The 23422-nt window shown below is 70.2% G+C and carries 18 protein-coding genes and 2 pseudogenes; 18 read left to right on the forward strand and 2 right to left on the reverse strand.

Features of this window, described 5'->3' with window-relative positions:
* Window positions 1-7: 7 nt before the first annotated feature.
* Window positions 8-937, reverse strand: coding sequence for a hypothetical protein (locus tag ACF068_RS15730; protein ID WP_392274777.1), 930 nt, complete (start codon window positions 935-937; stop codon window positions 8-10).
* A gap of 139 nt (window positions 938-1076) precedes the next feature.
* Between ACF068_RS15730 and ACF068_RS15735 the strand changes: the two genes are divergently transcribed.
* The 14 genes and pseudogenes from ACF068_RS15735 (at window position 1077) to ACF068_RS15800 (ending at window position 18011) form a co-directional block, all read left to right on the forward strand.
* Entirely contained in the window at window positions 1077-3698 is a 2622-nt protein-coding gene (locus tag ACF068_RS15735; RefSeq protein ID WP_392274778.1) for a valine--tRNA ligase, read from the forward strand.
* 93 nt (window positions 3699-3791) lie between these two features.
* Window positions 3792-5300 (forward strand): bifunctional folylpolyglutamate synthase/dihydrofolate synthase, encoded by a 1509-nt coding sequence (locus ACF068_RS15740; RefSeq protein WP_392274779.1) that lies wholly within the window; start codon window positions 3792-3794, stop codon window positions 5298-5300.
* 8 nt (window positions 5301-5308) lie between these two features.
* Window positions 5309-5644, forward strand: coding sequence for a DUF4233 domain-containing protein (locus ACF068_RS15745; RefSeq protein WP_392274780.1), 336 nt, complete (start codon window positions 5309-5311; stop codon window positions 5642-5644).
* 150 nt (window positions 5645-5794) lie between these two features.
* On the forward strand, window positions 5795-6208 hold the full coding sequence (ndk, locus tag ACF068_RS15750; RefSeq protein WP_392274781.1) for a nucleoside-diphosphate kinase: 414 nt from the start codon (window positions 5795-5797) through the stop codon (window positions 6206-6208).
* Window positions 6209-6471: 263 nt separating this feature from the next.
* Complete coding sequence (locus ACF068_RS15755; protein WP_064069523.1) at window positions 6472-7491, forward strand: rod shape-determining protein; 1020 nt, start codon at window positions 6472-6474, stop codon at window positions 7489-7491.
* A 132-nt stretch (window positions 7492-7623) separates the two neighbouring features.
* Complete coding sequence (mreC, locus tag ACF068_RS15760) at window positions 7624-8574, forward strand: rod shape-determining protein MreC (protein WP_392274782.1); 951 nt, start codon at window positions 7624-7626, stop codon at window positions 8572-8574.
* A gap of 2 nt (window positions 8575-8576) precedes the next feature.
* Window positions 8577-9242: a rod shape-determining protein MreD gene (gene mreD / locus ACF068_RS15765; RefSeq protein ID WP_392274783.1), complete on the forward strand. Its 666-nt coding sequence runs from the start codon at window positions 8577-8579 to the stop codon at window positions 9240-9242.
* Between the two features lie 19 nt (window positions 9243-9261).
* Window positions 9262-11448, forward strand: coding sequence for a penicillin-binding protein 2 (gene mrdA / locus ACF068_RS15770; protein ID WP_392274784.1), 2187 nt, complete (start codon window positions 9262-9264; stop codon window positions 11446-11448).
* Window positions 11449-11454: 6 nt separating this feature from the next.
* A complete protein-coding gene (rodA, locus tag ACF068_RS15775; protein WP_392274785.1) occupies window positions 11455-12654 on the forward strand; it encodes a rod shape-determining protein RodA in 1200 nt (399 codons plus the stop codon).
* Between the two features lie 32 nt (window positions 12655-12686).
* A complete protein-coding gene (locus ACF068_RS15780; protein ID WP_392274880.1) occupies window positions 12687-14192 on the forward strand; it encodes a CHAD domain-containing protein in 1506 nt (501 codons plus the stop codon).
* 117 nt (window positions 14193-14309) lie between these two features.
* Entirely contained in the window at window positions 14310-16235 is a 1926-nt protein-coding gene (locus ACF068_RS15785) for a TIGR03960 family B12-binding radical SAM protein (RefSeq protein WP_392274786.1), read from the forward strand.
* A 29-nt stretch (window positions 16236-16264) separates the two neighbouring features.
* Window positions 16265-16426, forward strand: coding sequence for a hypothetical protein (locus tag ACF068_RS15790; protein ID WP_392274787.1), 162 nt, complete (start codon window positions 16265-16267; stop codon window positions 16424-16426).
* Between the two features lie 254 nt (window positions 16427-16680).
* Window positions 16681-17058 (forward strand): annotated as a pseudogene (locus ACF068_RS15795) (DUF6879 family protein); the annotation flags it as partial.
* Between the two features lie 434 nt (window positions 17059-17492).
* On the forward strand, window positions 17493-18011 hold the full coding sequence (locus ACF068_RS15800; RefSeq protein ID WP_392274788.1) for a Scr1 family TA system antitoxin-like transcriptional regulator: 519 nt from the start codon (window positions 17493-17495) through the stop codon (window positions 18009-18011).
* Here the strand turns inward: ACF068_RS15800 and ACF068_RS15805 are convergent.
* Window positions 17980-19554, reverse strand: a complete 1575-nt coding sequence (locus tag ACF068_RS15805) for a recombinase family protein (RefSeq protein ID WP_392274789.1) — start codon at window positions 19552-19554, stop codon at window positions 17980-17982. The genes ACF068_RS15800 and ACF068_RS15805 overlap by 32 nt on opposite strands.
* Before the next feature lie 174 nt (window positions 19555-19728).
* Between ACF068_RS15805 and ACF068_RS15810 the strand changes: the two genes are divergently transcribed.
* From ACF068_RS15810 to ACF068_RS15825, 4 genes and pseudogenes are all read left to right on the forward strand, one after another.
* On the forward strand, window positions 19729-20556 hold the full coding sequence (locus tag ACF068_RS15810) for an SAVMC3_10250 family protein (protein ID WP_392274790.1): 828 nt from the start codon (window positions 19729-19731) through the stop codon (window positions 20554-20556).
* A 126-nt stretch (window positions 20557-20682) separates the two neighbouring features.
* On the forward strand, window positions 20683-21735 hold the full coding sequence (locus tag ACF068_RS15815; protein WP_392274791.1) for a hypothetical protein: 1053 nt from the start codon (window positions 20683-20685) through the stop codon (window positions 21733-21735).
* Between the two features lie 123 nt (window positions 21736-21858).
* Complete coding sequence (locus tag ACF068_RS15820) at window positions 21859-22641, forward strand: TIGR03936 family radical SAM-associated protein (RefSeq protein WP_392274792.1); 783 nt, start codon at window positions 21859-21861, stop codon at window positions 22639-22641.
* A 183-nt stretch (window positions 22642-22824) separates the two neighbouring features.
* Window positions 22825-23422: pseudogene (locus ACF068_RS15825) on the forward strand (ribonuclease E/G); the annotation flags it as partial.

The following is a 23422-nucleotide window of genomic DNA, read 5'->3' on the forward strand; positions in this document are numbered from 1 at the left end:
GGGCGCGTCAGGCCTTGACGCGGACTTCCTTGCGGAGCTTGGCGGCGATGCCGGCCGCCTCCTCGACGCTGCTGCTCTTGCCCGACATGGCGCTGGCCATGTCGACCGGCATCACCATGCCGAGCGTGCTGTAGTCACCCCACACGCACACCGAGACGGTGAAGTCCTTGGGGCCAGCCCCGGACCCGCCGCCGCCCGGCTTGGTCTTCACCTGCTGGCACTTGAGGACCGCGCCCTCCAGGCCCTCGGGCGTGTACGCCTGGGGGCTGCCGACCAGCTCGGCGTCCTCGCTGCTGTCCTTCTCCGACTCCGTCTTCATGTGGGCGAAGAACGCGTCGACGACCTTCTCGGGGTCCTCGATCTCGCCGTACACGCCACCGAACTGGAGCATCTTGGCCGTGAAGGGGTTCTGCTGGACGTCCCCCGCCTGGTAACCGGCCTCGACCTCCTTGGCGTTCTTCACGCCCCACTTCTCGGCGTCCTTGAGGTCGTCGTCGGACGACGAACCGCTGTCGCCCTTGCCCTTCTTGTACTCCGTCAGCACCGTCTCCGGCGTCACCAGCTTGTGGGGACCGTCGTCCGCGATGTCGGCGCCGCCCGAGCCGCCGAGGACGAAGTACGCGCCCACGCCGATCGCCGCCACGACCGCGACCGCGCCGAGGATGAGGCCCGTCTTCTTCTTGGGGGCCGGCGGCGGGGGCGGGGGGTAGGCGCCGGGGCCGGCGCCGTAGGGCGCTTGCGGGGGCTGGCCGTAGGGGCCGGGCTGCTGAGGGTGGCCGTAACCCTGCTGCGGCACGCCCTGCGGGGGCGGCGCCTGCTGCGGGTAGCCGTAGCCGGGCTGGGGCGCCTGCGGCTGCTGGCCGTAAGGGCCCGGCTGACCGTACGGTCCGGGCTGCTGGGGCTGTCCGCCGTACGGGCCCGGCTGGTTGTAACTCATTAAGGGGTTCCCCCTCCGAATGCTTATGCGTTCCTCACATCCTGGCCGAAAGCCGTGGGCACCGGTGCGGCGGGGGGCCCAACCGTTACCGAACATTCCCGTTTCAGTACGGGCCTGTGACACCTCTAAACTGTGGCCCGTGACCGAGAACACTCAGCAGCAGCCAGCATCCGTCCCCGAACTGCCGACCCAGTACGCGCCGGCCGAGGTAGAGGGGAAGCTGTACGAGCGCTGGGTAGAGCGCGGTTACTTCACGGCGGACGCGACGAGCGAGAAGCCGCCGTACACCATCGTCATCCCGCCGCCGAACGTCACCGGCAGCCTCCACCTGGGCCACGCCTTCCAGCACACGCTCATGGACGCCCTCACCCGCCGCAAGCGGATGCAGGGGTACGAGGCGCTGTGGCTGCCCGGCATGGACCACGCCGGCATCGCCACCCAGAACAAGGTCGAGCAGCAGCTCGCCGAGGAGGGCAAGTCCCGCCACGACCTGGGCCGCGAGGAGTTCGTCGAGCGCGTCTGGCAGTGGAAGGAGGAGTACGGCGGCAAGATCCTCGGCCAGATGCGCCGCCTCGGTGACGGCGTCGACTGGTCGCGCGAGCGGTTCACCATGGACGAGGGCCTGTCCAAGGCCGTCCAGACCATCTTCAAGCGGCTGTTCGACGACGAGCTGATCTACCGCGCCGAGCGCATCATCAACTGGTGCCCGCGCTGCCTCACCGCCATCTCCGACATCGAGGTGGAGTACCAGGAGGACGACGGCGAGCTCGTCTCCATCCGGTACGGCGAGGGCGACGAGACGCTCGTCGTCGCCACCACCCGCGCCGAGACGATGCTCGGTGACACCGCGGTCGCCGTCCACCCGGACGACGAGCGGTACAAGCACCTCGTCGGCAAGCGCATCAAGCTGCCGCTGACCGACCGCACCATCCCGGTCGTCGCGGACACCCACGTCGACCCGGAGTTCGGCACCGGCGCCGTCAAGGTGACCCCGGCCCACGACCCGAACGACTTCGCGATCGGCCAGCGCCACGGCCTGGAGTCCATGACGATCATGGACGAGCGCGGTGTCATCACCGTCCACGGTCCGTTCCAGGGCCTGGACCGCTTCGAGGCGCGCAGCGCCGTCGTCGGCGCGCTGCGCTCGCAGGGCCGGATCGTCGCCGAGAAGCGCCCGTACGTCCACTCCGTCGGCCACTGCTCGCGCTGCAAGACCACCATCGAGCCGCGCCTGTCGATGCAGTGGTGGGTCAAGGTCGGTCCGCTCGCCCAGGCCGCCGGTGACGCGGTCCGCGACGGCCGGGTGAAGATCCACCCGGAGGACATGTCGAAGCGGTACTTCGACTGGGTCGACAACATGCACGACTGGTGCATCTCGCGCCAGCTCTGGTGGGGCCACCGCATCCCCGTCTGGTACGGCCCGGACGGCGAGGTCGTCTGCGTCGGACCCGACGACGAGGCGCCCACCGGCGAGGGCTGGACCCAGGACACCGACGTCCTGGACACCTGGTTCTCCTCCGGCCTGTGGCCGTTCTCCACGCTCGGCTGGCCGGAGCGGACCCCGGACCTGGAGAAGTTCTACTCCACCGACGTCCTGCTCACCGGCCACGACATCATCTTCTTCTGGGTCGCCCGGATGATGATGTTCGGCCTGTACGCGATGGACGGCGAGGTCCCGTTCACGACCATCGCCCTGACCGGTCTCGTCCGTGACGAGCGCGGCAAGAAGATGTCCAAGTCCTTCGGCAACGTCGTCGACCCGCTGGACTGGATGGACGCGTACGGCTCCGACGCCGTGCGGTTCACGCTGGCCCGCGGCGCCAACCCCGGCACCGACGTGCCGATCGGCGAGGACTGGGTCCAGGCGTCCCGCAACTTCGCCAACAAGATCTGGAACGCCACCCGCTTCGCGCTGATGAACGGCGCCACGGTGGAGGGCCCGCTGCCGGACGCCTCCGAGATGTCCGCCACCGACCGGTGGATCCTGTCGCGGCTCAACAAGACGGTCGCCGAGGTCGACGCGTACTACGAGGACTTCCAGTTCGCGAAGCTCTCCGACGCGCTCTACCACTTCGCGTGGGACGAGGTCTTCGACTGGTACGTCGAGCTGTCGAAGACCACCTTCTTCGGCGGCGGCGAGCCCGCCAAGGTCTCGGCCCGCGTCCTGGGCGAGGTCCTGGACGTGACGCTGCGGCTGCTGCACCCGGTGGTCCCGTTCGTCACCGAGACCCTGTGGACCTCGCTCACCGGCGGCGAGTCCCTCGTCATCGCCGACTGGCCCGCCGACTCGGGCTTCCGCGACGAGGCCGCCGAGCGCGAGATCGAGCTCGTCCAGCGGGTCGTCACCGAGGTCCGCCGCTTCCGCTCCGACCAGGGCCTCCAGCCCGGCCAGAAGGTCCCGGCCCGCCTGGACCTCACCGGCACGGCCCTGGCCCCGCACGAGGCGGCCATCCGCCAGTTGCTGCGCCTCCAGCCGGAGGGCGAGGGCTTCCACGCCACCGCCTCCCTGCCGGTCGCGGGCGCCACCGTCGCGCTCGACCTGTCGGGCACCATCGACGTGGCGGCCGAGCGCAAGCGCCTCGCCAAGGACCTGGCCGCCGCCGAGAAGGAGAAGGCCCAGGCGACCGCGAAGCTCGGCAACGAGGCGTTCCTCGCCAAGGCGCCGGACAACGTCGTGGACAAGATCCGTACCCGACTGGCCAAGGCCGACGAGGACATCGCCCGCATCGAGAACCAGCTGGCGAGCCTTCCCGAGGCGTGACCCGGACGGCGGGGGCGCGGGGCGTCCGCCCCGCACCCCCGCCGTCGCGGCACCGGTCCGGGCGCCGGCGGCGGGGCTCCGTAGACTGGCCCTGTGAGTGAGCAGCCCCCGTCCAGCGACAGCGACGACTTCGACGACATCGTGGAAGCCGAGACCCACCGAGATCCCGACCTGGCGGTGATCGAGGCCGGCAGCCGTACGCTGCGCACCCAGGCCGGTCCCCCCGGGGCCGCCGAGGCGGTGCCCTCCCGGCCGGCCGACCCGGAGGTGGACCAGGCGCTGCGGGAGGTGGAGCAGGAGCTCGCCACCCGCTGGGGCGAGACCAAGCTGGAGCCCTCGGTGACGCGGATCGCGGCGCTGATGGACGTGCTGGGCGAGCCGCAGCGCGCGTACCCCTCGATCCACATCACCGGCACCAACGGCAAGACGTCCACGGCCCGGATGATCGAGGCGCTGCTCGGCGCGTTCGACCTCCGCACCGGGCGGTACACCTCGCCGCACGTGCAGTCGATCACCGAGCGGATCAGCCTCGACGGCGCGCCGATCGGCCACGAGCGGTTCATCGAGACGTACCGGGACATCAAGCCGTACGTGGAGATGGTCGACGGCTCCCAGGAGTACCGGCTGTCCTTCTTCGAGGTCCTCACCGGTATGGCGTACGCGGCGTTCGCCGACGCTCCGGTGGACGTGGCGGTCGTCGAGGTCGGCATGGGCGGCACCTGGGACGCGACCAACGTGATCGACGGCGACGTCGCCGTGGTCACCCCCATCGACCTGGACCACACGGACCGGCTGGGCTCGACGCACGCCGAGATCGCCGGGGAGAAGTCCGGGATCGTCAAGCAGGGCGCCACCGTCATCCTGGCCCAGCAGCCGGTGGACGCGGCGCAGGTGATGCTGAAGAAGGCCGTCGAGGTCGACGCGACCGTGGCCCGCGAGGGCATGGAGTTCGGCGTCGTCTCGCGCGAGATCGCGGTCGGCGGGCAGCTACTCACCCTGCGCGGGCTCGGCGGCGAGTACGAAGGGATCTTCCTCCCGCTGTACGGCGCGCACCAGGCGCACAACGCGGCGGTGGCGCTGGCGGCCGTGGAGGCGTTCTTCGGCATCGGCGCCCAGGAGGCGCGGACGCTGGACCTGGACCGGATCCGCGGGGCGTTCGCCTCCGTGGTCTCGCCGGGCCGCCTGGAGGTGGTGCGGCGCAGCCCGACCGTGGTGCTGGACGCCGCGCACAACCCGGCGGGCGCACGGGCCACGGCCGAGGGCATCAGCGAGGCGTTCGGGTTCTCCCGGCTGGTCGGTGTCGTCGGCACGAGCGGCGACAAGGACGTGCGGGGGCTGCTGGAGGCGTTCGAGCCGATCTTCGCCGAGGTCGTCGTCACGCAGAACTCCAGCCATCGCGCGATGGACGCGGACGAGCTGGCCGCCGTCGCCGTCGAGGTCTTCGGCGACGAGCGGGTGGTGGTCGAGCCGCGTCTGGACGACGCGCTGGAGGCGGCGATCACCCTGGCGGAGGAGGAGTCCGAGTTCGCGGGGGCGGGCGTCCTCGTCACGGGTTCGGTGATCACGGTCGGTGAGGCCCGGCTGCTGCTGGGGAAGGGCTGAGGTTTCTGATGCGTACGCTCTGTGCGTCCACGCTGATCGGCGAGTTCTTCGTGATCGGCTTCGCCGGGCTGGTGGCCATGAAGGACGACAGCCTGTCGATGGGCACCGTCTGGACGGTCTGCGGCATCCTGATGGCCCTGAGCGTGCTGCTGTGCGGCATGATCACCCGACCGGGTGGGATACAGCTCGGCTGGGCGCTCCAGGTGGCGCTGGTCCTGAGCGGTTTCATCGTGCCGGTCATGTTCTTCCTGGGCGCGGTGTTCGGCGGGCTGTGGTGGGCGTCGGTCCACTTCGGCCGCAAGATCGACGCGGCCAAGGCCAGGTGGGCGGCCCAGGCCCCCTGACGGCCGCCGCGCCCCCGGCCCGCCCCGCGCGGGTGGGCGTCCCCCGGACGGCGCAGCCGCGCGGAAGGCGGGGACCCGGTGCCGCGGGGGCCGGGGGCCCCTGTAGCCTCGGCTCACCGCACACGTATGCCTGCAAGGAGCCGTAACAACATGACCCAGCGCACGCTCGTCCTTCTCAAGCCCGACGCCGTTCGCCGCGGCCTGATCGGCGAGATCATCGGTCGTATCGAGCGCAAGGCCGGCTGGGCCATCACCGCGATGGAACTGCGCCACCTGGACCAGGACACGCTGGAGCAGCACTACGGCGAGCACAAGGGCAAGCCGTTCTACGAGCCGCTCGTGGCGTTCATGTCCTCCGGTCCGGTCGTCGCGCTGGTCGTCGAGGGCGAGCGGGTCATCGAGGGCGTACGCCAGCTCGCGGGTCCGACGGACCCGATCGCCGCGGGGCCCGGCTCCATCCGTGGCGATTTCGGCACCATCGTCCGGGAGAACCTGATTCACGCCTCGGACTCGGAGGAGTCCGCCATTCGGGAACTGAAGATTTTCTTCCCCGGCATTTCCTGACCCGCTGTCAGCCATACAGCGCTCATGACCTGGGGCGACCGAAGGAATTTCGGTCGCCCTTCGGCATATGAACGCCACGACCGGGAACGCATCGCTCCGACACTTCGTCACCTATACAGAGGCGGGCCACCGCGCCGTGTCCGCGCAGGCGGGACTACGATGTGAATCTCCTCGCCACACCACCCACCTCGCCGACCTGAGAAGCCGTCAACGCTCTAATTGGGAAGGCCCGACGCATCCTCATGGGAAACAAGGGGAACTCAATGTCGTTCATCGGCCGTGACATGGCTGTCGACCTCGGGACCGCCAACACGCTGGTGTACGTGAGGGGTCGCGGCATCGTCCTCAACGAGCCGTCCGTCGTCGCGATCAACACCAACACCGGCGGCATCCTGGCGGTCGGGGCCGAAGCCAAGAAAATGATCGGCCGCACTCCCGGCAACATCGTGGCCGTGCGTCCGCTGAAGGACGGCGTGATCGCCGACTTCGAGATCACGGAGCGCATGCTCCGCTACTTCATCCTCAAGATCCACAAGCGCCGCTACCTGGCCCGCCCGCGGGTCGTCGTCTGTGTGCCGTCCGGCATCACGGGCGTCGAGCGCCGCGCCGTCATCGAGGCGTCCACCCAGGCGGGCGCCCGCCAGGTGCACATCATCGAGGAGCCCATGGCCGCCGCCATCGGCTCCGGGCTCCCGGTCCACGAGGCCACCGGCAACATGGTCGTCGACATCGGTGGCGGCACCACCGAGGTCGCGGTCATCTCGCTCGGCGGAATCGTCACGGCACAGTCCATCCGGGTGGCCGGTGACGAGCTGGACAACGCGATCATCCAGCACGTCAAGAAGGAGTACAGCCTCCTCCTCGGCGAGCGGACCGCCGAACAGATCAAGATCACCATCGGTTCGGCGTACGACCTGGACACCGACGAGCACACCGAGATCCGCGGCCGTGACCTCGTCTCCGGGCTCCCCAAGACGGTGGTCATCTCCGCCGCCGAGGTCCGCAAGGCCATCGAGGAGCCGGTCAACGCCATCGTCGACGCGGTGAAGACGACCCTCGACAAGTGCCCGCCGGAGCTGTCCGGCGACGTCATGGACCGGGGCATCGTCCTCACCGGCGGCGGCGCCCTGCTGCGCGGCCTCGACGAGCGGCTCCGCCGGGAGACCGGCATGCCGATCCACATCGCGGAGGACCCGCTGGACTCGGTGGCGCTCGGCTCCGGCAAGTGCGTCGAGGAGTTCGAGGCGCTCCAGCAGGTGCTGGACGCCCAGCCGCGCAGATAGCGCGGCCCCACAGGTCAGCCGTACGGGTGCTGCCGGACCCGTACGGCTGATCGTTGATCCGGTTGCTCCGGTTGGTATAACGGCACAAACATTTCCTACGAGATTCCTACGAGGAAGGCACGGCCGCCCCACGTGAGGGACACACGAGAGAGCCGGCTGCTCCTGGTGCTGCTGGTCGCCATCGCGTTCGCGCTGATCACGGTGGACATCCGCGGCGGCGAGGAGTCACCCGTCGACGGCGCCAGACGGGCGGCCGCCACTGTCTTCGGCCCGGTCGAGAACAGCGTCGCGTCCGCCGTCAACCCGGTCGGCAACGCCATCGCGGCCGTACGGGACTCCGGCGAGCGCCACAACCGCATAGCGGAGCTGGAACGGGAGAACGCCGCGCTGAAGGCGAAGCTCGGCAGCGACGACCGCAACCGCAGCCGGGTGCGCGAGCTCGACAACCTGCTGAAGAAGGCCGGCGCCGGCCAGTACGGCATCAAGGCGGCCGAGGTCGTCGCCATAGGAGCCGCCCAGGGCTTCTCCTGGACGGTGACCATCGACGTGGGCTCCGACGACGGCATCAAGCGGGACATGACGGTCATCAACGGGGACGGGCTCGTCGGCCGCGTCACCACCGTCGGCCCCGGCACCTCCACCGTGCTCCTCGCCAGCGACCCGGACTTCACCGTGGGCACCCGCATGGAGCGCTCCGACGAACTCGGCTTCGCCACCGGCCAGGGCGACCGCCCGCTGTCCGTGCAGCTCCTCAACGGCAAGGCCAAGGTCAAGCCCGGCGACCGGCTGGTCACCTTCGGCTCCCGGGCCGACCGGCCGTTCGTGCCCGGCGTCCCGGTCGGCGAGGTGGTCCGTGTGGACCCGTCCACCGGCAGCCTCACCCGGAACATCTACGTGCGCCCGTACGTCGGCTTCAGCAAGCTCGACATCGTCGGCGTCGTCGTCCAGGCCCCGCGCGCCGACCCGCGTGACACCGTTCTGCCGCCCAAGCCCACGCCCGAGCCGACCGTCACGGTCACGGTGACCCCGTCCCCGACCGGGGCGCCCAGCGGAGCCCCGAGCGGGCAGCCGGAGGGGGAGTGACCATGCGTTTCAACCGGATCCTGCTCTCGACGACCCTGCTGGTCGTCGCCCTCGTCCTCCAGGTGTCGATCCTGGCCCGCCTCCAGCTCCCCGGCGCCGTCCCCGACATCGTCCTGCTCGTCGTCGTCGGCCTCGCGCTGGTGTACGGGCACGTCAGTGGCGCCCTCATCGGCTTCGGCGCCGGCCTCCTCACCGACCTCGCGCCGCCCGCCGACCACGCCGCCGGGCGGTACGCCCTGGTGCTGTGCGTCATCGGCTACCTGGTCGGCCTGGCCAAGCCCGAGAACGGCCAGCTCCGCTCCGCCACCGGCCCGATGGTCATGGTCGTGGTCGCCGCCGTCGGCTCGACGCTGCTGTACGCGGGCGTCGGCGCCCTCGTCGGCGACACCGCCGCCCGCCACGTCGGCCTGGTCTCCCTGCTGATCACCGCCGTGATCTACGACCTGCTGCTCGCCCCCTTCACCGTGCCGCTGATCATGGCCCTCGCCAGACGGGCCGAGAACGACCCCCTCGCCGAGAACACCGGCGCGGGCACCGATGTCGCCTCCGGCTTCCTGGCGAACGGCACCGGTCTGCGGATCGGCGAGCAGCGCGGCGTACTGCGCATGAAGGCCGCCCGCAACCGGGCGGCGCGGGCCGGACGCATCAAGGGCGTCAAGCGACTGTGACCGAGGGGGCCACCGCGTCATGAGCAACATCCCCGAGACCGGACGGACCCCCCGGGTCCAGATCCGGCTCATCGTCATCCAGGTCCTGGTCTTCTCCCTGCTCCTCACCCTCGGCGGCCGCCTCTGGTACCTCCAGATCCGGCAGGGCAAGGAGTACACCGACGAGGCGAAGAACAACCACGTGCAGCAGGTCGTCCAGCCCGCCGTACGCGGTGCCATCCTCGACGCGCGCGGCGTCCCCCTCGCCGACAACGAGACCCGCCTGGTGGTCTCCGCGTCCCGCACCGAACTGCTGAAGATGAAGGACGACGGCAAGGGCGTCCTCACCCGGCTGGCCGGCGTCCTGGGCATGAAGCCCAAGGAGGTCATGGACAAGATCCGCCTCTGCGACTCCAAGACGCCCCAGCCCTGCTGGAACGGCTCGCCCTTCCAGCCCATCCCCGTCACCGACGAGGCCACCACCCAGCAGGCCCTCCAGATCCGCGAACGCGCCGAGGACTTCCCCGGCATCACCGCCGAACCCACCGCCGTGCGCCGCTACACCGCGCCGGGCGGCGCCCGCACCGCGCAGGTCCTCGGCTACCTCTCTCCCGTCACCGACGAGGAGATCGAGAAGGCCAAGGACAGCGACTCGCCGTTCCTCCGCTCCGACATGGTCGGCCGCTCCGGTCTGGAGCGCACGTACGACAAGGCGCTGCGCGGCAAGGCCGGCGTCACCCGCTACGAGGTCGACAACCTGGGCCGGGTCCTCGGCGAGGCGGAGAGCGACCCCGGCCGGCCCGGCTCCACCGTCGTCACCAGCATCGACGCCCGCGTCCAGGCGGTCGCCGAGTACGAGCTGCACCAGGCGATGGAAACGGTCCGCAAGGAGACCGACCGGGTCACCGGCCGCCCCTACGAGGCCGACTCGGGCGCCGTCGTCGTCATGGAGTCCAAGACCGGCCGTGTCGTCGCCATGGCCTCCCAGCCCGACTACGACCCCAACGCCTGGGTCGGCGGCATCTCCGGCAAGGAGTACGCCCAGCTCACCGGCAAGAACTCCAACTACCCGCTGCTCAACCGGGCCATCCAGGGCCAGGCACCCGCCGGCTCGGTCTTCAAGGTGGTGTCGGCGAGCGCGGCCGTACGGGCCGGCTACGACTTCAACGACCGCTACAACTGCAGCAGCTCCTACAGCATGGGCGGCCGGAGCTTCGCCAACTTCGAGTCCAAGGGGCACGGCCCCATCACCCTCGGAGACGCCCTCAAGTTCTCCTGCAACACCGTCTTCTACCGCCTCGGCCACCAGGAGTGGCAGCGCGACGGCGGCCTCAAGCCGGCGAAGAAGCCCAACGACTGGTTCTACCGGACCGCCCGCGACTTCGGCTTCGGCTCCGAGACCGGCATCGACCTGCCCAACGAGGTCAAGGGCCGTATTCCGGACCGCCACTGGAAGCAGGCGTTCTGGGATGCCAACAAGGACTCCTGGTGCAAGCAGGGCAAGAAGGGCGGCAGCTATGTCGAGCAGATCGCCTACGAGAGCTGCCTCGAAGGCAACCAGCTCAAGGCGTTCGACAGCATCAACTTCGCCATCGGCCAGGGCGATGTGCTCATCACCCCCATCCAGCTCGCCACCGCCTACGCCGCCATCAGCAACGGCGGCACCCTCTTCGACCCCACCATCGGCAAGGCCGTGATCAGCCCCGACGGCAAGAAGGTCGAGGAGATCAAGCCCAGGGCCGGCGGCAGGCTCCCGGTCGACGCGGAGACCATCAGCAACCTCGACAAGGGCCTGAAGTCGGTCGTCGAGCCCGGCGGCACCGCCGCCTGGCGGTTCGGCGGCTGGCCGCAGGACAAGATCCCGATGCATGCCAAGACCGGCACCGCCCAGGTCTACGGCAAGCAGACCACGTCCTGGTTCGCCACCTACACCGACGACTTCACCATCGTCATGACCATCTCCCAGGGCGGCACCGGCTCCGGTGCCTCCGGCCCCGCCGTGCGCAACATCTACGACGCCCTCTACGGTCTGGACGACGCGGGCAACCAGGACATCAAGCGGGCCCTGCTGCCCCGGCCGCAGTCGGCCCTGCCCAAGATCCAGCCCGACGGCTCCATCGACGCGCCGGTCGTCACGCCCTACGACCCCGACGCCCAGAAGGTCGACCCGGGCGAGGGCGACGGGGAGCCGCAGCTCGCGGGACCGCCCCCGCACCGGAGGGACTGACCCACGATGGCCGGAACCAACAACTTCTCCGTCGCGCGCTACGCCCCCGACCGGGGCGCCTGGACCAAGCTCACCTCCCGCGACTCGATGATGCGCAGGCTCGACTGGCCGCTGCTGTTCTCGGCGATCGCCCTGTCCGCCGTCGGCTCGCTGCTGGTGTGGTCCGCCACCCGCAACCGCACCGAACTGACCCACGGCGACCCGTACGCCTTCCTCTTCCGCCATGTCCTCAACACCGGCATCGGCTTCGCCCTGATGGTCGGCACCGTCTGGCTCGGCCACCGCACCCTGCGCGGCGCGGTGCCCGTGCTGTACGGCATCTCCGTGGTCCTGGTGCTGCTCGTCCTCACCCCGCTCGGCGCCACCATCAACGGGGCGCACGCCTGGATCGTCATCGGCGGCGGCTTCTCGCTCCAGCCCTCCGAATTCGTGAAGATCACGATCATCCTGGGCATGGCGATGCTGCTGGCCGCCAAGGTCGACGCGGGCGACCAGGTGCACCCCGACCACCGCACGGTGGCCAAGTCCCTGGGCCTGGCCGTCGTACCGATGGCCATCGTGATGCTGATGCCCGACCTGGGCTCGGTGATGGTGATGGTCGTGATCGTGCTGGGCGTCCTGCTCGCCTCCGGCGCGTCCAACCGGTGGATCTTCGGGCTCATCGGCGCCGGCGTCATCGGCGCGGTCCTGGTCGCCGCGCTCGGCGTGCTCGACCAGTACCAGATCAACCGCTTCGCGGCCTTCGCCAACCCCGAACTCGACCCGGCCGGCGCGGGCTACAACACCAATCAGGCCCGCATCGCCATCGGCTCCGGCGGACTGTACGGAGCCGGGCTGTTCAACGGCCACCAGACCACCGGGCAGTTCGTCCCCGAACAGCAGACCGACTTCATCTTCACCGTCGCCGGCGAGGAACTCGGCTTCATCGGAGCGGGCGCCATCATCGCGCTCCTCGGCGTGGTCCTGTGGCGCGCCTGCCGGATCGCCCGCGAGACCACCGAGCTGTACGGCACGGTCGTCGCCGCCGGCATCATCGCCTGGTTCGCCTTCCAGGCCTTCGAGAACATCGGCATGACCCTCGGCATCATGCCGGTCGCCGGTCTGCCCCTGCCGTTCGTCTCCTACGGAGGATCGTCGATGTTCGCCGTGTGGGTGGCGATCGGACTGCTCCAGTCGATCAGGGTGCAACGGCCCCTGGCCGCATAGACCGGGCCTCGCGGGGTAGCCGGTATCGAATGATGGCGGACACGAAGCGTGAGATCGAGCGCAAGTACGAAGCCGGCCCCGGCGCCCGGCTGCCGGACCTCACCGGGGTGCGCGGCACCGCGGCCGTCACCGACGAGGGCGTCACCGAACTGGACGCCGTCTACTACGACACCGAGGACCTCCGCCTCGCCGCGGCGTCCATCACGCTGCGCCGCCGCACCGGAGGCGCCGACGCCGGCTGGCACCTGAAACTGCCGGTCGCCCCCGGGACCCGGGACGAGATACGCGCCCCGCTCGAGGACGGCGTACCACCCTTCCTCGCCGCACTGGTCCGCGCCAGGACCCGGGGCGCCGAGCTCGTCCCGCAGGTACGGCTCCGCTCCCGCCGGGACGTACGCCACCTCCGGGACGCCGGCGGCACGCCGCTCGCGGAGGCCAGTACCGACACCGTCCGCGCCGAACGCCTCACCGGCGGGCGCGGCGGCACCGCGGAGTGGACCGAGATCGAGGTGGAGCTGGCGGACGGCGGCGACCCGGCCTTCCTCGAAGCCGTGGACAAGCGGCTGCGCAAGAAGGGCCTCACCCCCTCCAGCGCGCCGTCCAAGCTGGAGAAGGCGCTCCGCGAGACCGGATGGCGGCCCGCGCCGGACCCCCGGGAGGACGGCACCGCCGGCGGCCGCGTCCTCGCCCACCTGCGCGACCAGGTGCGCAAGCTGCTCACCTACGACGCCGCCGTACGCCGGGACCTGCCCGACTCGGTGCACAGCATGCGGGTCGCCACCCGCCGCCTGCGCAGCGCCTTCCGCACGTACCGCAAGGTCCTGGACCCGGCCGTCACCGGCCCCGTCGGCGACGAGCTGCGCTGGCTGGCCCACGAACTCGGCGTCGACCGCGACCAGGAGGTCCTCGCCGAGCGGCTCACCGCCCGCATCGACACCGTGCCCGTCACCCTGCTCCTGGGCCCGGTCCGGGGGCGGCTGCGCGCCTGGGCCGCCACCGGCCGCGCGACCGCCCGCCACCGCACCCTGTCCGTCCTCGACAGCGAGCGCTACGCCACCCTCCTGGACTCCCTCGACGCCCTGCTCGCCGACCCACCGCTGCGCCCCGCGGCCGGTGAGGACGCCGGAACGGTGCTGGCCAAGGCACTCCTCAAGGAGCACCGGCGGCTCGCCGGCCGCGTCGACCGCGCCCTCGCCCTGCCCGCCGGCCACGACCGGGACGTCGCCATGCACCAGGCCCGCAAGACCGCCAAGCGCGTCCGGTACGCCGCCGAGAGCGCCACGCCCGTCCTGGGCAAGCCCGCGAAACGCCTCGGCAAGCGGGTGAAGGCCGTCCAGAAGGTCCTGGGCGACCACCAGGACAGCGTCGTCGCGCGCGCCACCCTCCGCGACATCGCCGTCCACGCCCACGCGGCCGGCGAGACCGCCTTCACCTGGGGGCTGCTCCACGGCCAGGAGGAGGCGAGCGCGGCCGAACGGGAGCGCGAGCTGCCGGCGGTGTGGGCGAAGGCCGCCCGGCCCGGACGGCTGCGCACCTGACCGGGCGGGGCGCCCCGCCCGCCGTGCCGGGCGGGGGCGTGGTGATCGCCGTGAGGAGGGCGACTCCGAGCGGGTTACGCTTGAGAGTCGCCCTGCCAGCTCACGAAGGTTCGCGAGATGCCTGCCGAGTCCGTCTTCCCTCAGCTCGAAGCTCTGCTTCCGCATGTGCAGAAGCCGATCCAGTACGTCGGCGGTGAACTCAACTCCACCGTCAAGGAGTGGGACAGCTGCGACGTGCGCTGGGCGCTCATGTACCCGGACGCCTACGAGGTGGGCCTGCCCAACCAGGGCGTCATGATCCTCTACGAGGTACTGAACGAGCGCGAGGGCGTCCTGGCCGAGCGCACGTACAGCGTGTGGCCCGACCTCGAGGCGCTGATGCGCGAGCACCGGGTGCCGCAGTTCACCGTGGACAGCCACCGCCCCGTGAAGGCCTTCGACGTCTTCGGGCTCAGCTTCTCCACCGAGCTCGGCTACACCAACATGCTCACGGCCCTGGACCTCGCGGGCATCCCGCTGGAGTCCAAGGACCGCACGATCGACGACCCGATCGTGCTCGCGGGCGGCCACGCGGCCTTCAACCCCGAGCCGATCGCCGACTTCATCGACGCCGCGATCATCGGTGACGGCGAGCAGGCCGTGCTCGACATGACCGAGATCATCCGCGCCTGGAAGGCGGAGGGCCGCCCCGGCGGCCGCGAAGAGGTGCTCCTCCGCCTCGCCAAGACCGGCAGCGTGTACATCCCGGCGTTCTACGACGTGGAGTACCTCCCGGACGGCCGCATCGGCCGTGTCGTCCCCAACAGGTCGGGCGTCCCGTGGCGCGTGTCCAAGCACACCGTGATGGACCTCGACGAGTGGCCCTACCCCAAGCAGCCGCTCGTGCCCCTCGCCGAGACCGTCCACGAGCGGATGTCCGTCGAGATCTTCCGCGGCTGCACCCGCGGCTGCCGTTTCTGCCAGGCCGGCATGATCACGCGCCCCGTGCGGGAGCGAAGCATCACCGGCATCGGCGAGATGGTCGAGAAGGGCCTCAAGGCGACCGGCTTCGAGGAGGTCGGCCTGCTCTCGCTCTCCTCCGCCGACCACTCCGAGATCGGTGACATCGCCAAGGGCCTCGCCGACCGGTACGAGGACGACAAGATCGGCCTGTCGCTGCCCTCCACCCGCGTCGACGCGTTCAACGTCGACCTCGCCAACGAGCTCACCAGGAACGGCCGCCGCTCCGGCCTGACCTTCGCCCCCGAGGGCGGCTCCGAGCGCATGCGCAAGGTCATCAACAAGATGGTCTCGGAGGAGGACCTGATCCGGACCGTCGCCACCGCCTACGGCAACGGCTGGCGCCAGGTGAAGCTGTACTTCATGTGCGGCCTGCCCACCGAGACCGACGACGACGTCCTCCAGATCGCCGACATGGCGATGAACGTCATCCAGAAGGGCCGCGAGGTCTCCGGCCAGAACGACATCCGCTGCACGGTCTCCATCGGCGGCTTCGTGCCCAAGCCGCACACCCCCTTCCAGTGGGCTCCGCAGCTCGGCGCCGAGGAGACCGACGCCCGGCTGGAGAAGCTCCGCGACAAGATCCGCGGCGACAAGAAGTACGGCCGCTCCATCGGCTTCCGCTACCACGACGGCAAGCCCGGCATCGTCGAGGGCCTGCTCTCGCGCGGCGACCGCCGCGTGGGCGCCGTCATCCGCGCCGTCTACGACGACGGCGGCCGCTTCGACGGCTGGCGCGAGCACTTCAGCTACGACCGCTGGATGGCCTGCGCGGAGAAGACGCTTCCCCGGTTCGGCGTGGACGTCGACTGGTACACCACCCGCGAGCGCACCTACGAGGAGGTCCTGCCCTGGGACCACCTGGACTCCGGTCTCGACAAGGACTGGCTCTGGGAGGACTGGCAGGACGCGCTCGACGAGACCGAGGTCGAGGACTGCCGCTGGACGCCGTGCTTCGACTGCGGTGTCTGCCCGCAGATGGACACGGCCATACAAATCGGCCCCACCGGCAAGAAGCTGCTCCCGCTCACGGTCAAGAAGTAGCCGTGACCAGCGGCGATGCCATCCAGCGGATGACTGAGGCGCTTGCCGACATCCCCGAGGCGGACCGCGCCGAAGCCCTGCGAGGGCTCGGCGCCAAGGAGCGCGAGCAGGCTCCCCGCCACCAGCGGCGCACACCGCTTCCCGCCCCTCGGCAGGACTCGGGCATCGACTCGGCGGTCGAGTGGGTGTAGGGCGTGAGAGGCGTTCGGACGATCCGGTCCGGGCGCCTTTCGGCGTTCACGGGGGTCCGGTTTATGTGACAACGCGCATAGTCGCGTTTCCGCATAGACGGCGTGCCGACCCCGCTCCTACCGTCGTGGCGACGGGTCGGCAGAGGGCTCGCACGAGGGGGTTCAGCATGGCGCGCGAAGAACTCACACGGCTCACCGGCAACACGGAGGGCGGCAACTGCGGGCAGGGCGACTGCCCGAACGTCTGCCGCACCAAGGTGGGGGCTCGCTTCCCGGGGCCGTATGAGGACGCGTGGATGGCCATGGTCCGCACCCGCAACGTCGGCCGCGTCCACATCGTCACCCGACCCCTCACGGACTACCTGCGGTTCGAGTTCGAGCGGTGCTAATGGCACCAGGCCCCGGCGGGGGAGGACGTCCGCATCCTCGACATCACCGACAGGCCGAACCCGCTCCCCGACGTTCAGGACTTCTGGATGTTCGACCGCTCGACGGTCGTCCTCATGAAGTACGAGGCCGACGGTACGCAGATCGAGCGGGAGCTGTACGAGGGCGACCCCGCCCCGTTCCTAGAATGCCAGCGCATCGCTGTTGCGGAATCGGTCCCGTTCCTGGAGTACGTGACCGAGTGACGTTCGAGCCCGAGCAGCTCAGCCAGTCCTCCCGGAAACTCGTCGCGACACTGCGCAAGCTGCGGAAGCAGGCGGGTCTCTCCGGGGACCGGCTTGCCGCGCGCTGCAACATGTCGCAGTCGAAGGCGAGGAGAGCGGGAAGGCGCGCTCGTCTCTGGTGGACATAGAACGCATCCTCAGGGCCTTGGACGCCCCGCCGGCCTTGGTCGCGGAGGTGTCCACGCTGGCCCGCATCGCCGCCACGGAGTGGCAGGACGCATGGTCGATGCGGCGGAAGGGTCTGGACAAGAAGCAGCTTGAGCTGGCCGGGCTCGAAGCGTCTTCGACGGAGTTCCGGTTCCTCCTGCTCTCGATGCTCACGGCCTTGCTCTCCACCCCGGAGTACATCGGGGCCAGCCTCGCCCACATCCCCGCCCGGAGACCGCGGCAAGGCCGTGGCGAGGAAGCTGGAGCGGCAAGAGGTCCTGTACGTTCGCCGGAAGAAGTTCACCTTCCCCGTCACTGAGCAGGCGGCCCGCTCCCCGTTCGTCTCCCCGGATGCCGTGGCCGTCCAGCTCGACCGGCTGGCTTCGCTGACCCAGCTGCCCAACGTGCATCTTGGCGTGCTCCCGATCGAGCCGCGCCTGCCGGGGTGTCCGTTGAACACGTTCACCGTGTACGACGAGCGGCTGGCCACGGTGGAGACGACGGCAGGGGTGATGGTGTTCCGCGACCCGGGAGACGTCCGGATGTACCTCGACGAATTCGCCGGTTATGCCGAGCACGCAGTCTTCGGCGAGCAGTGCGGCCAGCCGGCCGCGGTGTCCGCTCCCAGAAGGAGCAAGAGGGTTCTTTCTATCCGGCCCGGGCCGGCCGTCAAGCCGGAACACCTCCATGCGTGGCTGGCCGAGCCGCCCGGAGATGTCCGTCCCCACTCCTTCGTCAGACCCTTGCGGCGAAGTCGTCGCCCTTGATGACCAGGCGTTCGTGGACGTCGCGGGGGATTTTCAGCCGCAGGTGTACGGATGGGGCGCGCACCCCTTTGAGCTTCGTGCGGGTCACCTCGCACGTGACGCCCACGCGGCGGAGGTCCTCGGCCATGGCCTCCATGCCGCCCGCTTCCCACATATCCCGGAAGGTCTTGCCGTTGTGCACGAGGACCCAACGGTCTTGCGTGGTCTCGGGATCGATGGCGTTCAGCCCTTCCGTGAGTTTGTCGAGCGTCTTCTCTGCCCGCTCGCGAGTGAACCGAGTCTTCGAGAAGCGGCCTTCTGGTTCGAGCCCCGACATGTAGTAGGAGATGGCGTCTTCGAGCCGCTTCACCTCGGCGCGTGCCTCGGCTCCCTTCGCGTACTCCCGGACCTGGACGGGGAAGTCGCCGAGGACGCGCAGCACGTCGCCCACGAGGACGTCGTACACGTTCTGCGAGTTAGGTGCGCCGAGGCCGCCGCCCTTGCACTTGCCGCAGCGCAGGTAGGTGTAGCTCCGGCCGTTGCTCATGTTCTTCTGCACAGTCATGTTGGTCGAGCAGTCGACACAGATCAGGACTCCCAGGAACTGTGTCGCTCCGCCCGCCTGCCGGGTGGGCTGGTTCTTGCCCCGGCGATCGAGTGCCGCTTGAAGGGTCTCGAACTCCTCCTCGGTGAAGATCGGAGGGCCGACTCGTATCGGCTTCCCGTCGTTGCCGAGGACGAGCCTGCTCCGTCGCTTCCCGCCCTGCTTGTTCTCCTCGACTCGGTAGCCCATAAGTGCGGGGTTGCGAAGGCGGCGAAGGAGAGTCGACGTCGTGAGCCCCGTCGACATGAGCCCGGAGCGGACGAGACAGAGGGCCATGCGTCGGGCGGAGACGCCCCGGAGCGCCATGCGCCGGGCCCAGTGCAGCGCCCTGCGTGCGTTCGGCTCGATGACGAGCGCCGGCTTGCCGTCCACCTTCGTCGTGACGTAGCCGTATGTCGGTTTGCCCACGAGCCATGAGTCCTGCGTGCGCGCGTAGTCCCACAGTGACGTGACGCGGGTCGACGTGTTCGCCGCCTCGATCTCGGCGATGCCGCCGATGAGCGTGACCATGATCCGGCCCACGGTCGTGCTGAGGTCGATCGCGTCGTTCTTCGACACGAGGTTCTTCCCGTACCGCTCGCACCACTCGATCATCGTGGACAGGTCCGTCATGCGACGGATGAAGCGGTCGAGCTTCCAGAAGAGCAGAGCATCGAACTCCGGGGCCCGGTTGTTGAGCCACTCCCCGAGTTCCTTCCGCTTCCACGGTGGAACCTTCGTCGCCGACACGTTGAGATCGGAGGCGACGCCGACGACGCGATACCCCTTCTCTCTGGCCAGGAGACGTAGGTCGAGTTCCTGCCGCACCGGCGATGTCGTGTCTTCCGTAAGTACGGACAGGCGGACGGAGAGGAGCGCGCGCGGAGCGTCCTCGGGGAGCAGAGCCTCCGCCCGCTTCAGGTCCTCCAGGAGAGCCAGGTCCGAGGCGGTCCATTCGCTCTCGATGTCGTACGTCTTCATGGTCACGGAGAGTACAGATTGGATGTCAAGTTGTCTCATTCTTTCCCTCATGGAAACACGCATCAGGGCATTTGATCGTGGTCACCTGTCCAACTGGTTGAGCCCGGCGCGTGTTCGGGAATGCTCACCAAGCCCGTCGGCCTGGTGGGCTGATTCTGGGGCCCTGGAGGTTGGATGATGGAGTTGCTGTACCTGTCCAGTGCGAAGCTCGCAGAGTTCCTGCCCGAGCAGGGCGGTGGGTTCTCCGGTCGGGCAGTGGAGGCAGAAGTGTCGGCGCTCGGCGCGGGCATGCGCCTGGCGGTGGGTGAATCCCCGTCTGTTGAAGAGTCACTGGGGGAGCGCTTACAACAGGTGCTTGATCACGTAAGTGCCAAGTGTGAGGCGCACACGAGCTTCCCGGACTCCTGTGAGTCGCTCACCGCCTATGACTGGCTTGAGTTCACAGGGTTCTTCAGGCATGGGCCCAGGGTGCGGGACTGGGGGCTTATCGACAGCGGTGTGTACACGTTCATGTCGATTGAAGACCCGTCGTGTGCGCTGAGGCGCGGTGACGACAGCTGCGCTGGTGTTCAGGTCATCCTCTGTGGTTCACGGCAGCACGTCCTGACCGAGACTGAGGCTCCACCGACGCGAATGTGGTCTGGATCTGACTGGCTGCATGACCTAGCCGCCGCCTTGGTCGAGAGGGAAGGGCGAGGAGATACGTCGCTGCCCGATGACCTTGATTCCACGAGCCGGCGCGACAAGGAGTTCGCTGCGCGTTCTGCCTACGACATGCTTGTGACCGACTACGAAGGGCCCGCGTACCTTCACGGCCACGCCCGAGTGCTGTGCAACTTCCCTCCTGGGGTGTGGCAGCACAGGTTGGTCGTGGCGACCCCTTTGTATGTGGAGGCTGTGCCGCGTCCCCGGCGCGGAGCCATCGAACTCGCTGGGCAGTCAGCTCCTGTCGGCGTGTGGCAGCGATTACGGCAGGCCGTGCGTCGAGAGACGCGAAGGTGAAAAGTTGATGTAGTCCTACATGGGTATGCCCGCAGATGGGCACCCACATCCAGATCGGCGTAACGTCCGCGCAACGGCCCGGCCGGGGAAGAAACCCCTGGCCGGGCCGTTCGCGTCCTCACCCGCATGGACGTGGACAAGCGTGAGCCGGAGGGCTGCCTGACGGCCGCCGTCAGGATTCCGGTACGGATCGTGGTGCTGCTCGTCGTGCTGCCCGTGCGCATGGTGTGGGACGCCCTCACCGCGTGCGGCCGGGCACTCGACCGAGTGGTGCTGCGGCCGCTGGGCCGGCTGCTGTACGTGCTGTTCGTCACCCCGCTGGTGTGGCTGTACGCCTACGTCCTCGCGCCCTTCGGCCGGGGCCTGGCGTGGCTGGCCGGGGCGCTGGTGATGTACGGGCTCGTGAAGCCGGCCCGCGGCCTGTACCGGTGGGTGCTCGCTCCGGTGGGGCACGCGCTGGTGTGGCTGGTGGACACGCTGGTGGTGACCCCGGCCCGCGGCCTGTACCGGTGGGTGCTCGCTCCGGTGGGGCACGCGCTGGTGTGGCTGGTGGACACGCTGGTGGTGACCCCGGCGCGGTGGCTGTACCGGTGGGTGCTCACCCCGCTCGGGCACGGTGTCACCTGGCTGGCGAGGGCGCTGTTCGTCCGGCCGTGGGTGGCGCTGTGGCGGTACGTCATGGTTCCCGTCGTGCGGTACGGGATCGTCGTCCCGCTCGGGTGGCTGTACCGGTGGGTGCTCGCACCGGTGGGGCGGGCGCTGGTCGTGGTGGCCCGGGAGCTCCGGGACGCGGTCGTGGTGGCGTGGCGGGTCGCCGGGTACCTGTCGCGGGCCGTGGGGCGCGGACTGAAGTGGCTCGGATGGAACCTGCTCGGGCGGCCGGTGGCGTGGTGCTACCGGAACGTGTGCACGCCGGTCGGCCACGCGCTGCGCGACCACCTGTGGCGGCCGGTGCGCGCCGCGGTCGCCGGAGCGGGGCGCGCCACCGCGGCGGCGCTCGCCTCCGCGCGCGAGACCGTGCGCCGGGCCCGCCGGGAGGCGTGGCGGGCGCTGGTCGGCGGACCTTCGGCGGGCCGGGCCGGGGAACCGGCCGGCGTCGCGGCGCGTAGTCTGGGTAGTACAACGACCGCACCTGGCGTGGCGCCCGCACCCGAGATCTCCCCGCGACAGCGGGGGTGAGCCGGGCGGGACCCCCGGGAGCCGCCCGAATTTCGTGGGCGGAGCGCCACCGCGCCCGCCCCGCACCGAGGAGAAGAACCACTGGGCAAGCGACAGCCCGAAGGCCCGCCGCCCGCACCGGCAGTGCAGCGCATCCGCCTGCGCTACACCAAGCGCGGCCGCCTCCGGTTCACCAGCCACCGCGACTTCCAGCGCGCGTTCGAGCGAGCGCTGCGGCGCGCCGAGGTGCCCATGGCGTACTCGGCGGGCTTCACCCCGCACCCGAAGGTCTCGTACGCCAATGCCGCACCCACCGGCACGGGCTCCGAGGCCGAGTACCTGGAGATCGCGCTCACCGCTCACCGCGACCCGGCGACGCTGCGCGAGCTGCTCGACGAGTCGCTGCCGGACGGGCTCGACATCATCGACGCCGTCGAGGCCCGTACCTCGGGTCTCGCCGACCGGCTCACCGCCTCCGTCTGGGAGCTGCGCCTGGAGGGAGTGGCGGTCGAGGACGCCGAACGCGCCGTCGCCGCCTTCCTCGCCGCCGAGGCCGTCGAGGTGCGGCGCAAGACCAAGAACGGGATGCGCACCTTCGACGCACGGGGCGCCGTGGCGGGGCTTGAAGCCGTTCCCGCGCCGTCTGATAGGAGCGGGCAGGCCCCCTGTGCGATACTGCGGCTGGTTGTTCGGCACGTGACACCTGCCGTGCGACCCGACGACGTCCTGTCCGGTCTCCGAGCTGTGGCCGACCTGGCGCCGCCGGTCCCCGCAGCGGTGACCAGGCTGGCGCAGGGGCTCTTCGACGAGGAGTCCGGCACGGTGACCGACCCGCTCGCGCCCGACCGCGAGGCAGTCACGGCCGCCCCACAAAGGGCCGCCGGACCCGCCGCCGCCCCGGAGCCGACAGGTGCAGGTTCCGCGTAGGGCGGTCGTTGTAACGCGGCCCTGGCACTCGGGAGCCACCTGGGTCGGGCCGCGTGCACCCACAGGAGACTTTCGCCAGGCCGTGCGTACCACGCGTACGGAACCGGCGAGCCAGACATAACAGCTCCCGTGCGGCGCCGCGCCAGACGCGGCGCCCGGGAGCGTGACGGGAGAACCGCCCGCATGCTCGAGCCGAACGAATCCGGCACCGCCGGTCACCACAACGAAGAGAACGACTCGCCCAGCGACACGCTGCCGCCGCGCCGCCGTCGCCGTGCCGCGTCCCGGCCGGCCGGGCCCCCGGTCACGGCCGCCGCCGACGCTCCGGCCGGCGAGGTCGTCGTCGAGACGGCCACCGCCGAGGTGGCCGACGTCGCGTCCCTCGCCGAGGCGCCGAACGAGGCGCCCGAGCCGGCCCCGGCGCGTCCGCGTCGTCGTGCGACCCGTAAGGCGACCGCTCCGGCGGGTGCCCCGCAGACCGCCGAGACGCCCGTCGTCGAGGAGCCGCAGGCCGTGGAGGCACCGGTCGCCGAGGCCCCCGCGGTCGAGGAGCCGGAGGCCGCTCCGGCGCGTCCGCGTCGTCGTGCGACCCGTAAGGCGACCGCCCCGGCGGGTGCCCCGCAGACCGCCGAGACGCCCGTCGTCGAGGAGCCGCAGGGCGCCGAGGCGCCGGCTGTGGAGGCGCCCGCGGTCGAGGAGCCGGAGGCCGCTCCGGCGCGTCCGCGTCGTCGTGCGACCCGTAAGGCGACCGCCCCGGCGGGTGCCCCGCAGACCGCCGAGG

It is taken from the genome of Streptomyces sp. NPDC016309 (genome assembly GCF_043077235.1).
Taxonomy (GTDB): domain Bacteria; phylum Actinomycetota; class Actinomycetes; order Streptomycetales; family Streptomycetaceae; genus Streptomyces.